The following is a 14526-nucleotide window of genomic DNA, read 5'->3' as shown; positions in this document are numbered from 1 at the left end:
GCTTAGGCGGCGTTTTCTTCGCCTTCGCTCTTTTTGTCGCGAGCGATTTCCTTCCCGGTGGCCTGGTCGACGACCTTCATCGACAGGCGGACCTTGCCGCGCTCGTCGAAGCCCATCAGCTTGACCCAGACCTTGTCGCCTTCCTTGACGACATCGGAGGTCTTGGCGACACGATCATTGGCGAGCTGCGAGATGTGGACGAGACCGTCACGCGGGCCGAAGAAGTTGACGAATGCGCCGAAGTCGGCGGTCTTGACGACCGTGCCTTCGTAGATCTCCCCGACTTCCGGCTCAGCGACGATGGTGTGTATCCACTTCTTCGCCGCCTCGATCTCCTTGGCGTTGGCCGAAGCGATCTTGACCGTGCCGTCATCCTCAATGTTGATCTTGGCACCAGTCTTTTCGACGATTTCGCGGATGACCTTGCCGCCCGAGCCGATCACATCGCGGATCTTGTCGGTCGGAATGTGCATGACCTCGATGCGCGGTGCGAACTCGCCGAGCTCGGCACGCGCGCCGGACAGGGCATGGGCCATTTCGCCAAGAATGTGCTGACGGCCTTCCTTGGCCTGGTCGAGGGCGATCTTCATGATCTCCTCGGTGATGCCCTCGATCTTGATGTCCATCTGCAGCGAGGTGATGCCGTAGGCGGTGCCGGCAACCTTGAAGTCCATGTCGCCGAGGTGGTCCTCGTCGCCAAGAATGTCGGAGAGCACGGCGAAGCGCTCGCCTTCCTTGATCAGGCCCATTGCAATACCGGCGACCGGCTTGGCCAGCGGCACGCCGGCATCCATCAGCGCCAGCGAGGTGCCGCAGACGGTAGCCATCGATGACGAACCGTTGGACTCGGTGATCTCCGAAACGACGCGCAACGTATAGGGGAACTGGTCGGCGGTCGGCAGCATCGGCCGGATGGCGCGCCAGGCGAGCTTGCCATGACCGATTTCGCGGCGGCCCGGCGAACCCATGCGGCCGGTTTCACCGACCGAATAGGGAGGGAAGTTGTAGTGCAGGAGGAACTTCTCCTTGTACATGCCGGTCAGCGAATCGACATACTGCTCGTCCTCGCCGGTGCCGAGCGTGGCGACGACCAGCGCCTGGGTCTCGCCACGGGTGAACAGCGCCGAGCCGTGCGTGCGCGGCAGGACGCCGACTTCCGAGACGATCTTGCGGACCGTCTTCAGGTCGCGGCCGTCGATGCGCGAGCCGGTGTCGAGGATGTTCCAGCGCACGACCTTGGCCTGGAGCTCCTTGAACACGGTGCCGATCTGTTCGGACGTGTATTTGGCCTCTTCGCCTTCTGCCGGCGCGAACGCGGCCTTGACCTTCGCCTTGACGGCGTCGACGGCGGCATAGCGCTTCTGCTTGTCGGTGATCTTGTAGGCGTCGCGAAGCTCGCCTTCGACGATCTTGAGCATCTCGGCTTCAAGTGTGGAATAGTCCGGCGCGGTGAAGTCGCGCGGGTCCTTGGCCGCGACTTCAGCCAGCTTGATGATCGCGTCGATCACCGGCTGGAAGCCCCTGTGGCCGAACATGACGGCGCCCAGCATAAGGTCCTCGCCGAGTTCCTTGGCTTCGGACTCGACCATCAGCACGGCGTCGGCGGTGCCGGCGACGACCAGGTCGAGCTTCGATTCCTGCATCTCGTCGACGTGCGGGTTGAGCACGTATTCGCCGTTGATGTAGCCGACGCGGGCGCCGCCGACCGGGCCCATGAACGGCACGCCGGACAAGGTCAGGGCGGCGGAGGTGGCGACGATCGACAGGATGTCCGGATCATTTTCGAGATCGTGCTGGACGACGGTGACGACGATCTGCGTGTCGTTCTTGTAGCCTTCGGCGAAGAGCGGGCGGATCGGGCGGTCGATCAGGCGGGAAACCAGCGTTTCCTTCTCGCTCGGACGGCCTTCCCGCTTGAAATAGCCACCCGGGATCTTGCCTGCGGCGTAAGTCTTTTCCTGGTAGTTGACCGTCAGCGGGAAGAAATCGAGGCCGGGTTTCGGCTCCTTCATCGAGACGACGGTGGCGAGAACCTTGGTTTCGCCGTAGGTGGCCAGCACCGCGCCATCAGCCTGACGCGCGATCTTGCCGGTTTCGAGAATGAGCGGGCGGCCGCCCCATTCGATTTCCACTTTGTGGTAATTGAACATGTCTTGTCCTTCGTATGCGGAAAGGGCCGCGCCGTTTCAGCGTGCGCGGATGCCCCTTTCCCTTGGCTTCCTTTCTCGGGCAGCCACGGGCAAGACAACGGGAAGCTCGGCTATTCGGCGCGGTGCCGCACGAGCGTCCTGCAATCCTGCCCCATGACCGTCCATGGGCGGTTTCGAGTGGCCCTCTGCTGTTCGAAACCGGGTTGGCCAATCGATCCGACTGGCCTTGCGCGGGGACCCGAAAACCAGGTTTTCGGAAAGTATCCTGCGCAAATCTAAAACTTCAGAGCGTCCTTTGCGCAGCCAAACCGGTGCGCGGCGCTCTGCTTCCTTCATTGGAGCCTTGGATGATCCGATGCTCCAATGCGCGACCGGCGGGCTCTCGAAAGAACCCGCCGGTCAATTCCTCAACGGCGCAGACCGAGCTTCTCGATCAGCGTCTGATAGCGCGCGTCGTCCTTGCGCTTGAGATAATCAAGCAGGCTGCGGCGCTGGGAAACGAGAGCGAGCAGACCACGGCGGGAATGGTTATCCTTCTTGTGGTCCTTGAAATGATCGGTCAGGTTCTTGATGCGCTCGGAAAGGATGGCCACCTGAACTTCCGGAGACCCGGTATCGCCCTTGGCGGTTGCGAATTCGCCCATCAATTCCTTCTTGCGTTCGGCAGTAATCGACATCGTGTTTTTCCTTGTCTGTTTGAGGAAACGGGACGCCCTCAGCCGGGATGTCGTCCAGCAGGGGCCGGTGCAAGCAACGCGTCAAAGCGCGAAGCTGCGGCGCATATAGTGCAATTCCGACAAAAAGGCCAGCCTAATTCACAAGCCGGCTTTTCGCTGCATAAACGGGCACTTCCGCCTAGTCAGAGCCATTTCTTCCATTTGAAGTACGCAAAGAGCCCGACCGCAACAAGCGCCATGAAGGCGAGCGACAGGGGATAGCCGTAATAGGCCTTCAGCTCCGGCATATTCCAGGGCGAGGTGTCGGGGTCGAAATTCATGCCCCATACGCCGACGAGAAAGGTAAGCGGCATGAAGATCACCGAGACGATCGTCAGGTAGCTGATGACGTCGTTGGTGCGCGCCTGGCTGAGCGACAAGTGCATCTCGATCAGGCCGGTCAGCATGTCGCGCTGGGTTTCGACCAGTTCGATCAATCGCAGCGAATGATCGAGCGTGTCGTTCAGGAATATCTTGGTTTCGGCCTTCACATAGGGCACGTCGTTGCGGATCATGGTCGCCAGCGCATCGCGCATCGGCCAAAGCACGCCCTTCAGCACATTGGCATCGCGCCGCAATTCGTGAAGCTGCCGCATCTGGTGCTTGTGCGCCTGGTGCAGCATCTGGTCCTCGATGCTGTCGACCAATTCGCCAGCAGCCTCGATCGGCGGGAAATAGCTGTCGACGATGGCGTCGATCAAAGCATAAGCGAGATAGTTGGCGCCGCGCGAGCGCAAGCGGTTGGGCACCGAGCTTGCGATCCGCTTGCGCACGGGATCGAATGGGTCGCCTTCGCGCTCCTGGAAGGTGACGACGAAGGTCTTGCCGAAGAAGACGGCGATCTGTTCGTAACGGTGCGCGGTGACGTCGTCGATCATCCTGACGACGACAAAGGCGTGGTCCTCGAAGAAATCCACCTTCGGCCGCTGACCGGTGTTGACGACGTCTTCCAGCGCCAGCGGATGCAGGTTGAAAATCCGGCCGATCTCCTCGATCAGCTGGATATTGGCGAGGCCTGTGCAGTCGAGCCAGATGACCGGCCAATTGTGGCAATGGGTGTTGACGTCGTCGATGCTGGCATTGTCGATCGTCTTGAACTTCTCGGGCGAGATCAACGTCAGCCTGAGCTCGGAGCGGCGCGCCGCCGGGTCGGCGATCAGCGTGCCCGGCGAAGCCCCAACCGGCGGCCTCCGTGTTTTGAGCGCCGCTCGTTTGTTGACCGTGTCAGCCTTTGCCATGTGCCCCCTCGAGTGCAGCGTCGAACGGCACTACAGCGCAGCGCATCCTTTCGGACGGCAAACGGCACCGTAGCGCCGTTGATTTAACGCATGATCGTTTCCCAAAATAGAATCCGGTTTGGAGATCATGCGCCGGGCGACAGCTGTTACCCGATAAAGACCCGCTTTGGCTTGAACATGCCTTGCTCGATAGCGCCGATGGCGACCAACTTGCCGCGCGCGGTGGCGCAAGCCTCCTCCGCTTCTACCGGCGCGTCACGGCCGCGAATGATGACCGGATTGCCGAGGCGGATTTTGGTTGCCGCATCATCGCTGATCGCGACCTGCGGCAGGCATTCGAGCGCGGCGGCGGTGTCGACCAGAAGTGCATCGATGGCACCGAAGTCGATCGGGGCGTCCGCTGCTTGCGGCTCGCCCTGCTCGCCGAAGCGGGCGGCTTCCAACTCGGCCAGGGTAACGAAATCTTCCTGCGTGAACGGCTCGACCTCGACCCGCCGCAGCTCGGCGATGTGGCCGAAACAGCCGAGCTCGCGGCCCATGTCGCGCGCCAGCGAGCGGACATAGGTGCCCTTGCCGCATTCGACCTCGAAGATGGTGCGATCGACCATATGCTCGACCAGGTCGAGCCGGCCGATCTCGACCTCGCGTGCCGGAATGTCGACCGTCTCGCCATCGCGGGCAAGGTCATAAGCGCGCTCGCCAGCGATCTTGATCGCCGAAAATTGCGGCGGCGTCTGCATGATGACGCCGGTATATTTCGAAAGCAGCGCCAGCACGTCGGCTTCCGCCGGACGGCGGTCCGAGCTTTTGGTCGCCGGGCCTTCGAGGTCGTCGGTCGAACGCTCCTCGCCCCAGGCAACCGTGAAGCGGTAGACCTTGGCGCCGTCCTGGACGTAAGGCACCGTCTTGGTCGCTTCACCAAGTGCGATCGGCAGCATGCCGGACGCGAGCGGGTCGAGCGTGCCGGCATGGCCGGCCTTCTCCGCCTGGAACAGCCACTTGATCTTGGAGACGGCTTCGGTCGAGCCCATGCCGACCGGCTTGTCCAGTATCAGCCAGCCCGAGATCGGCCGGCCCTTCTTCTTGCCGCGGCGCGCCACTATTCGCTGTCCTTCCGGTCGTCTTTGTCTTTGTCGTCGGCGCTGAGATCGCGCGCCACTTCGGGCGAGTGCAGCAATTCGTTGATCTTCTGGAAATTGTCGTAGCTGGTGTCGAGCCGGAAGCGGAATTCCGGCATGTACTTCATCTGCCGCAGCGCGCCGGAGACGCGGCCGCGGACGAACTTCGCATGCTTGTTGAGCGCTTCGACCACCGCACCGGCATCCTTGGCGCCAAGCGGCGAGACGAAGGCGGTGGCGATCTTCAGATCGGGCGACATGCGCACTTCGGAGACCGAGACCACGGCATTCTCGATCAGCGGATCGAGGATCTCGCCGCGCTGCAAGGTCTCGGACAGCGCATGGCGCACCTGCTCGCCGACGCGCAGCATGCGCTGGGATGGGCCAGCCGATGGTGGTCTTGGCATGAAAATCTCTTCTCTCAGTGCGGGTTCGAACCGCCTCAAACGGTTGACTTAGCGCCGTTGATCCGGCTTGGCTACCCCAAGGAACCTGCACCTCAGCTAATGTAAGGTGCGCGGCACTGAATGCTCTGTCTCCGGGCCGGCCTGTAATGAGACCATGAACGAAACGATCCTGTCGTATTCGGCTTTCAAATCGCTCTCGGACCCAAATGCACTCATCGGAATAAACCAGCCACCCTCTTGCGTCACAAAACCGATGCCGAATTCGGTCAGAGTAACTCGGCTTACGGATTTCCATCCGATGTGGATCTCTGTATCTGCGGCACGCTTTGAGATGCCGGCGACATCCACTCGGATCATGGTGGGTTCAGGCTCGAAATGAGCAACCTCGACTCGCCTCGCCAGAATGGGGCCGAGATTGATCATGATACCCGTGACAATGGTCATCATGCCCACAACTCCCGCGACTCCGGCCAAAGCACCGGAGCCGTCGAGATAGTTTGTGACAAGCACAAGCGGAATGCCAACGAGAAAGCAGTAAAACAACCGTCTCAGGGCGCCGAGACGACTTTCGCTCCGCGCCCTTGAGTAGACCCCTGAAAAATCGGCAGGAGACAGAACAAAGCGGTACTCAAGGCTTCGTTCTTGCTCCATATGCCGACACTACAGCGTCCTGGTCACCATCTCGACGCGGAAGCACTCGATGACGTCACCGACGCGCATGTCCTCGTAGTTTTGGAAGGCCATGCCGCATTCCTGGCCGGCCGGAACTTCCGAAACTTCGTCCTTGAAGCGCTTCAGGGTCTTCAGCGTGCCTTCGTGGATGACGACATTGTCGCGGATCAGGCGCACGCCCGCACCACGCTCGACCTTGCCTTCGGTGACACGGCAGCCGGCGATCTTGCCGACCTTGGTGATGTCGAAGATCTCGAGGATCTCGGCATTGCCGATGAAGGTCTCGCGACGCTCCGGCGAGAGCAGGCCGGAAAGAGCCGCTTTCACATCATCGACCAGATTGTAGATGATCGAATAGTAGCGGATCTCGATGCCTGCCGCAGCCGCGGCCGCGCGGGCCTGCGCATTGGCGCGAACGTTGAAGCCGATGATCGCAGCCCCCGAGGTTTCCGCCAGCGACACGTCGCTTTCGGTAATGCCGCCAGCCCCGGCATGGACGATGCGGGCGCGCACCTCGTCGGTGCCGAGATTGTCGAGCGCCGCGTTGATCGCCTCGATCGAACCCTGCACGTCGCCCTTGATGACCAGCGGGAATTCCTTCAATCCGCTGGTCTGCAATTGCGACATCATCTGTTCAAGCGAGCCGCGCTGGCCGGCATGCCTGGCCACCGCCTTCTCGCGCGCCAGACGCTGGCGATATTCGGTGATCTCGCGGGCTCGGGCCTCGTTGTTGACAACGGCGAAGCGGTCGCCGGCCAGCGGCGTACCTTGCAGACCGAGGACTTCCACCGGCATTGCCGGCGGCGCTTCCTTGACTTGCTCGCCGCGATCGTTGACGAGCGCGCGTACCCGGCCCCATTCGTTGCCGGCGACGAGGATGTCGCCCGGCATCAACGTGCCGGTCTGCACCAGCACCGTAGCGACCGGGCCGCGGCCCTTGTCGAGCTGGGCTTCGATGACCACGCCTTCGGCGGTGCGGTCCGGATTGGCCTTCAGGTCGAGGATTTCGGCCTGCAGCAGGATCGCTTCGAGCAACTTGTCGAGATTGATGCCCTTGGTCGCCGACACCTCGACATCCAACACCTCGCCGCCCATCGATTCGACGAACACCTCGTGGCGCAGCAGTTCCGAGCGCACCTTCTGCGGATCGGCGTCATGCTTGTCGATCTTGTTGATCGCCACGATTATCGGAACGCCGGCCGCCTTGGCGTGATTGATCGATTCGATCGTCTGCGGCATGACGCTGTCGTCGGCTGCCACCACGAGGATGGCGATATCGGTCGCCTGGGCGCCGCGGGCACGCATCGCCGTGAAGGCGGCGTGGCCGGGCGTGTCTATGAACGTGATCTTGTGACCGTTCTTCTCGACCTGATAAGCGCCGATATGCTGGGTAATGCCGCCGGCTTCGCCGGACACGACGTTGGCATTGCGGATGGCATCGAGCAACGAGGTCTTGCCGTGATCGACATGGCCCATGATCGTTACCACCGGCGGACGCGGCTGCAGGTCCTCCGGACGATCGGCGATGTTGAACAAGCCCTCTTCGATGTCGGACTCGGCGACGCGGCGGACCGTGTGGCCAAATTCGGTGGCGACCAGTTCGGCCGTGTCGGCGTCGATGACGTCTCCAGGCTTCAGGATCTGGCCCTGCTTCATGAAGAACTTGACCACGTCGACAGCGCGCTCGGACATGCGCTGCGCCAGCTCCTGGATGGTGATGGTTTCGGGCAGGATCACTTCACGCATGACTTTCTCGCGTGGCTCGTTATGCAACGCGCGCTTGAATTTCTCCTGACGACGGCGCATCGACGAGAGCGAGCGGGCGCGCGCATCCTCGTCGGAAAGAGCCGAATTCAGCGTCAGCTTTCCGCGGCGGCGGTCTTCCTCGCCCTTGGTCGGCTTGGCAGGACGTGCCACTTCGGGGGTGACGAGACGGCGCACCGGTGCACCGGCACCGGTCCGCTTCGGCTTGACCTCTTCCTCGTCATCGACTGTCGCCAGTTCGGCGGCGAGCGGCGCACGGCGGCGCGCCTCTTCCTCGGCACGGCGGCGGGATTCGGCCTCGGCTTGCAGCCGTGCCTCTTCCTCGGCCTGACGGCGAGCCGATTCCTCGCGCTCGCGGCGGCGGCGCTCTTCGTCCTCGCTGCGGCGCTTGGCCTCCTCGATGGCGCGCTGGCGATCCTCGACATCGCGGACCTTCGAGCCCTCGAGAGCCCGGCGGCGTGCTTCCATTTCCTGGCGCGACAACTCGTTCAGCACCATGCCGCCGCGTTCGAGCGGCGGCGGAGGCGGCGGCGCCTTGGGAGCTTCCTGCACGGCAGGCACTGCCGCAACCGGCTTCGGCGTGAAAACGGACACAGGCGCTGCCGCCGGCTCCGGCTTGTCGCCAGGCAGCGAGAACTTGCGCTTCTTGGTCTCGACGACCACCGACTTGGTGCGGCCATGCGAGAAGTTCTGGCGCACCGTGCCCTGTTCCATACCGGGGCGCTTCAGCGTCAAGGTCTTCTTCGGCGTAACACTCAGCGTCTTGTCGTCGCCCGATTTCGTATCGCTCATTCCATATCCTCTGCGGCATCATCCTCGTCAGCAACGGCCGCAAGCATTGCCAGATCGTCCGGGGAACCGCCCCGATATCGGTCGAGCGCAACCATGCGCTTCTGGACCGCCCTGCCCGCGTCTCCCGCGAGAACGGCAGCATGTATCACATTTGTACCCCCCAATGCCAAGCTCAACTCGGCCTCGGAGAAAAGTTTGTAAGCGCGGATCGCAGGCCCGCCGAGGTGGACGGTTGCCCGTCGCGCCTGGCTTATCTTGCGGACGCCATCGTCGGAAGCCTCGGTCGCGTGGAGCACGAAAAGTGCAAGTCCGCCGCGCACGGCACTCTCGACCTTGGTCGCTCCGAGCGCTATGGCGCCCGCCTTGCGGGCCAGGCCAAGCATGCCCAGAGCGGACCTGGAAAGCAGCGCGTCGACCATACCGCCAAGATCGGCTGGCACGCTCACCTGCGCCTTAAAAGCACGGGCAAACAGGTTTTTCGCCGCTGCCTTGTCTATATGTAGGCGGTCGGCCGTCACCCAGCAACCGCGGCCGGGCAGGTTTCTCTTGATGTCCGGAACGACGGCCGAATCCGGGCCGACGACGAAACGGATCAGTTCATCCGGTTCGGCTTGCCTGCGGGTGACGATGCAGGTGCGATCGTTCATCTCGTCCAAGGGCGGGTTCGGTGCGATGCGGTTTCACCTCACGCACCGACGGTTTCGTCAGCCGGCACGCCCTCGGCGGCAAGCTCGTCTTCGGTGATCCAGCCAGCCTTCAGGCGAGCCGCCAGGACCATCTGCTCGGCATCGGCGCGTGATACGCCATGGTTGGCGAGCACACCCGGGAATACCTTCGTCTCGCCGTCCTTGCGTTCTTTCCAACCGGTCAGGTCGTCGGCGGCGTAGCCGGCGAAATCCTCGATCGTCTTCACGCCGTCCTCGCCGAGCGTCACCATCATGGCGGTGGTGATGCCGGGAATCTCGCGCAATTCATCCTTGACGCCGAGGGCCTTGCGCTTCTCGTCGTGCTCGGCTTCGATCTTCTCCAGATATTCGCGGGCGCGGGTCTGGATTTCCGAAGCAGTGTCCTCGTCGAAGCCGTCGATCGACGCGATTTCGCCGGAATCGACATACGCGACTTCCTCGACGCTGGTGAAGCCTTCGGAAGCGAGCACCTGGCCGACCATCTCGTCGACGTCGAGGGCTTCCATGAACAGCGACGATCGTTCGACGAATTCCTTCTGGCGGCGTTCGCTTTCTTCCTGCTCGGTCAGGATGTCGATATCCCAGCCGGTGAGCTGCGAGGCAAGACGGACGTTCTGGCCGCGACGGCCAATGGCCAGCGACAGCTGATCATCGGGAACGACGACCTCGATGCGCTCGGCATCCTCGTCGAGCACGACCTTGGCGACTTCCGCCGGCTGCAACGCATTGACAATGAAGGACGCCGCCGAAGGCGACCACGGAATGATGTCGATCTTCTCGCCCTGCAATTCACCGACGACCGCCTGGACGCGGCTGCCGCGCATACCGACGCAGGCACCGACCGGATCGATGGAGCTGTCGCGCGAGATGACAGCGATCTTGGCGCGCGAACCCGGATCGCGGGCGACCGACTTGATCTCGATGATGCCGTCGTAGATTTCCGGCACCTCCATGGTGAACAGCTTCGCCATGAACTGCGGATGGGTGCGCGACAGGAAGATCTGCGGGCCGCGCTGTTCGCGGCGCACGTCATAGACATAGGCGCGGACGCGATCGCCATACTTGTAGTTTTCGCGCGGAATCAGCTCGTCGCGGCGGATGATCGCCTCGCCGCGGCCGAGATCGACGATGACGTTGCCGTATTCGACGCGCTTGACGGTGCCGTTGACGATCTCGCCGATACGGTCCTTGTATTCGTCATATTGCCGGTCGCGCTCGGCCTCGCGCACCTTCTGCACGATGACCTGCTTGGCCGACTGGGCGGCGATACGGCCGAAATCCATCGGCGGCAGCTGTTCGGCGATGAAATCGCCGAGCTGGGCGTCCGGATTTCGCTCGCGCGCCGAGGAAATGGCAATCTGGGTCGCGTAGTCGTCGACCTTCTCGACCACTTCCATCAGCCGCTGCAGCTTCATCTCGCCGGTATTCGGATTGATATCCGCCCGGATATTGGTTTCCTGGCCGTAGCGCGAGCGCGCGGCCTTCTGGATCGCATCGGCCATGGCGGCGATGACGATCGACTTGTCGATCGACTTTTCACGCGCGACCGCATCGGCGATCTGCAGCAGTTCAAGCCTGTTGGCGCTTACAACCATCTTGTTTCTCCCGAGCTTGTCGCCGACCTTACCGCCGGCAGCCCAATCACATTTCCTGTTCGGTTTCGTCTTCCGCACCCGCTGGTGCGTCTTCGGGTTCGCCGCGGCGTTTCCTGGCTTCCTTGCGCGCCCGGTTGTCCTTCGACAGTGCATCGCGGATAAGATCGTCGGTCAGAACCAGCCGCGCTTCGGCAATCGCATCGTAGGGAACACGCACTGTCGGCTCCTCGCCGTAAGCGGCCTTGTCGCGCTCGATCACCACACCGTCCGCGTCGCTTTCGGCGATCTTGCCCTTGAAGCGCTTGCGGTCGGCGACGAGGACAGACGTCTCCATCTTCACCAGATGGCCGGCCCAGGCTGCAAAGTCCGATTTGCGGACCAGCGGCCGGTCGATGCCCGGCGACGACACTTCGAGATGATAAGCCTTCTCGATCGGATCATCGACATCGAGCGCCGGCGACACCGCCCGGCTGACCTCTTCACAATCCTCGACCGTCATGGTGCCGTCCTCGCGCTCGGCCATGATCTGCAGCGTCAGCCCGTTCTGGCCCGACAGGTGCACACGTACCAAGCGAAAGCCAATGGCGCGCAGTACCGGCTGAACGATCAGCGCGATGCGCGCATCGATGCCGCTTTCGCGGATGATGCGGTCGTCGCCTTCGCTCGCCGTCACTGTCATTCGGTCCTGTCGCTCGATCCCTGTTGGTCGGCAGGTAATAAAAAAGAGCGGGACCGGGTGGACCCACTCTTCGTCATACCGACCAAGAATTTGAAGCTGATATAGACGATCATGGTCCTCGTTTCAAGCCCGTCCTGCATGACGGCAAGGCACCGAGTCCGCAGCGCTGCGCCAAATGCATGGCGCCCATGCAGTTATGCCCCTTTGAGCACCGGCCACGCACGACTATCTATGTTGCATTGCACAATTGGAGCGCTCACTGCGCTCGAAAGGGTACGATTATGAACAATCGTGGATTTTTTTCAGCCATAGGCGATGTCTTTAGCGTGTTCGGCAGCGCCGTAGCAGCGTCGCGGGCTGTGGAAAACGGTCGCAAGCCGCGTGCGCATGATCTGCGCAATCTCGGCATGGAGCCGGCAGCCTTCGACAAGATCCGTCGCTTCTGAGCCAAGTGAGCGCCGAGAGCCTTCGGCCGCTCGCCTTTACTCAGCTCTAATTTCCCGCTTATTTCCGCACGAAGGTCAGATAGGCGGGCCGTCGGCCTTCGCGAATGGCCTTGGCCTCATAGCGCGTCCCCGGCCAGCCATCATAGGGCCGATGCCAGTCGGCTGCTTCGTTTGCCTGCCACGTGAAGGCGCCGTGGGCCCGGCAATGCAGCAGCGTCCAGTTCACATAGCTGTCGATGTCGGACGCAAAGTGGAACTTTCCGCCGTGCTTCAGGACGCGCGCGAAGCGGTCGAGATTGACCGGGCTGACGAAGCGCCGCTTCCAGTGCTTCTTCTTCGGCCACGGATCCGGATAGAGGAGGTCAATGCCGTCAAGCGAAGCCTGCGGCAGCCAGTCCAGCAGGCGCGTGGCGTCGTCATCATAGACGCGCAGATTGGCAAGCGGCCGCTCCCGGACCGCCATCATCATCTTGGCCATGCCGTTGACGAAAGGTTCGACGCCGATAAAGCTGGTCGCCTGGCTGGCCGTAGCACGGTGCAGAAGATGTTCGCCGCCGCCAAAACCGATTTCGAGCTGGACAGCGGAAACTCCGGCTTCGAAAAGGCTGCGCAGATCGGCCGGTGGTCCAACCGTCAGATCGAGCTTGTAGGCGGCAAAGCCGCTCTCCAGCGCCGCTGCCTGCTGTGGTCGAATGGTCTTGCCGCGCCGGCGACCGAAAAAGGCCTCGGTCGCACGGCTTGGCCGGTCCTTCGGGTCCATAGGCGCCGCGGTTAGGCGGCGACTGCTTCGGCGACCGGTTCGGCGAGAGCGTCCTTGAGCGCCTTGGCGAGATCGGTCTTCTCCCAGGAGAAGGATCCGTCGCGGCCGGCCTTGCGGCCAAAATGGCCGTAGGACGACGTCTTGGCATAGATGGGCTTGTTGAGATCGAGGTGGCGGCGGATGCCGGACGGCGACAGGTCCATCACGGTGCGCAGTGCACGCTCGAGCTTTGCCTCGTCGACCTTGCCGGTGCCGTGGAGGTCGACGTAGATCGACAGCGGCTGGGCGACACCGATCGCATAGGAAAGCTGGATAGTGCAGCGATCGGCGAGCTTCGCGGCAACCACGTTCTTGGCGAGATAGCGCGCCGCATAGGCGGCCGAGCGGTCGACCTTGGTGGTGTCCTTGCCGGAGAAAGCGCCGCCGCCATGGGGCGCAGCCCCACCGTAGGTGTCGACGATGATCTTGCGGCCGGTCAGGCCGGCGTCGCCGTCGGGCCCGCCGATGACGAACTTGCCGGTCGGGTTGATGTACCAGTTGCAATTGTCGGCGATCTTCAGGTCGCCCAGTGCTTCGCGAATATAGGGCTCGACGACGTTGCGCACCTTCTTCGAATCCCATGTCTCATCGAGATGCTGGGTCGACAGCACGATCTGCGTCACTTCCGCCGCTTTGCCGTCGACATAGCGGACGGTGACCTGGCTCTTGGCATCCGGCCCGAGCCTGCCTGCATCACCGCTGCCTTCATGGCGCGCAGCGGCCAGCAGTTCGAGGATCTTGTGGCTGTAATAGATCGGCGCAGGCATCAGGTCCGGGGTTTCGCGGCAGGCATAGCCAAACATGATGCCCTGGTCGCCGGCTCCCTCCTCACCTTGCCGGTCGGAGGCGTTGTCCACGCCTTGGCCGATATCCGGCGACTGGCCGTGCAGCAGGACCTCGATCTTGGCCGTCTTCCAGTGGAAGCCGGCCTGCTCGTAGCCGATTTCGCGGATTGCCTTGCGGGCGACCGACTTGAACTTGGCCGGGTTGACAATCGGATGGCCGGCCGCATCCTTCAGGACATTGCCCTCCTTGTCCTTCTTGAGCAGCGTCTCGGGGACGCGCACCTCGCCGGCGATGACAACGCGATTGGTTGTCGCAAGCGTCTCGCAGGCAACGCGGACCTTCCACGGGTCCATGCCGGTCTTTCTGGCTTCGCGATAGACGAGATCGACAATCTCGTCGGAGATGCGGTCGCAGACCTTGTCGGGATGGCCCTCGGCAACGGATTCCGAGGTGAAGAAGTAATTGTGCCGCGTCACGGGTGTCCCCTCTTGAAAAAATATCGGCAGGCCGCCGATTTTGGCGCGCCAGTTGTTAACGGTGCCGGGCGCCGGTCGTCAAGCCATGCAGCCGTTCTGGCATGAATTTTGACGTTATTTATCTTTGCATCCCGAGACGGCGGCAGGGCGCACTGCGATCAGCCCTTGCGCCAACAGACTGAGGGAAAACGGCTTCGAGGAA

General features: G+C 62.5%; 13 protein-coding genes. 1 reads left to right on the top strand and 12 read right to left on the bottom strand.

Features of this window, described 5'->3' with window-relative positions:
- Positions 1–2: 2 nt before the first annotated feature.
- From pnp to rimP, 10 genes are all read right to left on the bottom strand, one after another.
- The gene (pnp, locus tag NKH42_RS08635; RefSeq protein ID WP_352686808.1) at positions 3–2150 is read right to left on the bottom strand and encodes a polyribonucleotide nucleotidyltransferase; all 2148 of its coding nucleotides are present in this window, start codon (positions 2148–2150) and stop codon (positions 3–5) included.
- A gap of 407 nt (positions 2151–2557) precedes the next feature.
- Complete coding sequence (gene rpsO, locus NKH42_RS08630; protein ID WP_280940423.1) at positions 2558–2869, bottom strand: 30S ribosomal protein S15; 312 nt, start codon at positions 2867–2869, stop codon at positions 2558–2560.
- Positions 2870–3009: 140 nt separating this feature from the next.
- Positions 3010–4104, bottom strand: coding sequence for a magnesium/cobalt transporter CorA (gene corA / locus NKH42_RS08625; RefSeq protein WP_352751483.1), 1095 nt, complete (start codon positions 4102–4104; stop codon positions 3010–3012).
- Positions 4105–4250: 146 nt separating this feature from the next.
- Positions 4251–5204, bottom strand: a complete 954-nt coding sequence (gene truB / locus NKH42_RS08620) for a tRNA pseudouridine(55) synthase TruB (RefSeq protein WP_352506143.1) — start codon at positions 5202–5204, stop codon at positions 4251–4253.
- Positions 5204–5629: a 30S ribosome-binding factor RbfA gene (rbfA, locus tag NKH42_RS08615; protein ID WP_254816270.1), complete on the bottom strand. Its 426-nt coding sequence runs from the start codon at positions 5627–5629 to the stop codon at positions 5204–5206. The genes truB and rbfA overlap by 1 nt, the downstream gene beginning before the upstream one ends.
- 96 nt (positions 5630–5725) lie before the next feature.
- Positions 5726–6076, bottom strand: coding sequence for a hypothetical protein (locus NKH42_RS08610; protein ID WP_352506142.1), 351 nt, complete (start codon positions 6074–6076; stop codon positions 5726–5728).
- 213 nt (positions 6077–6289) lie between these two features.
- Positions 6290–8857 carry a translation initiation factor IF-2 gene (infB, locus tag NKH42_RS08605; protein WP_352506141.1) on the bottom strand — a complete coding sequence of 856 codons (2568 nt, stop codon included), beginning with the start codon at positions 8855–8857 and terminating at the stop codon, positions 6290–6292.
- Positions 8854–9504 carry an RNA-binding protein gene (locus NKH42_RS08600; RefSeq protein WP_352644408.1) on the bottom strand — a complete coding sequence of 217 codons (651 nt, stop codon included), beginning with the start codon at positions 9502–9504 and terminating at the stop codon, positions 8854–8856. The genes infB and NKH42_RS08600 overlap by 4 nt, the downstream gene beginning before the upstream one ends.
- Positions 9505–9542: 38 nt before the next feature.
- Positions 9543–11138, bottom strand: coding sequence for a transcription termination factor NusA (nusA, locus tag NKH42_RS08595; RefSeq protein WP_023719563.1), 1596 nt, complete (start codon positions 11136–11138; stop codon positions 9543–9545).
- 46 nt (positions 11139–11184) lie between these two features.
- Positions 11185–11817, bottom strand: coding sequence for a ribosome maturation factor RimP (rimP, locus tag NKH42_RS08590; RefSeq protein ID WP_254816265.1), 633 nt, complete (start codon positions 11815–11817; stop codon positions 11185–11187).
- A gap of 281 nt (positions 11818–12098) precedes the next feature.
- Here rimP and NKH42_RS08585 point away from each other — a divergent pair, with 281 nt between their 5' ends.
- A complete protein-coding gene (locus NKH42_RS08585) occupies positions 12099–12263 on the top strand; it encodes a hypothetical protein (RefSeq protein ID WP_254816264.1) in 165 nt (54 codons plus the stop codon).
- 58 nt (positions 12264–12321) lie between these two features.
- On the opposite strand, the gene trmB is transcribed toward NKH42_RS08585, so the two are convergent.
- Together trmB and metK are read right to left on the bottom strand one after the other, a co-directional pair.
- On the bottom strand, positions 12322–13023 hold the full coding sequence (trmB, locus tag NKH42_RS08580; protein ID WP_352506139.1) for a tRNA (guanine(46)-N(7))-methyltransferase TrmB: 702 nt from the start codon (positions 13021–13023) through the stop codon (positions 12322–12324).
- A gap of 11 nt (positions 13024–13034) precedes the next feature.
- Complete coding sequence (metK, locus tag NKH42_RS08575) at positions 13035–14324, bottom strand: methionine adenosyltransferase (RefSeq protein ID WP_023719567.1); 1290 nt, start codon at positions 14322–14324, stop codon at positions 13035–13037.
- Positions 14325–14526: the final 202 nt, after the last annotated feature.

This window comes from Mesorhizobium sp. M1142 (assembly GCF_040318565.1).
Classification (GTDB): domain Bacteria; phylum Pseudomonadota; class Alphaproteobacteria; order Rhizobiales; family Rhizobiaceae; genus Mesorhizobium.
The sequence above is the reverse complement of the archived record's forward strand: the minus strand, read 5'-3'. Positions and strand labels throughout refer to the sequence as shown.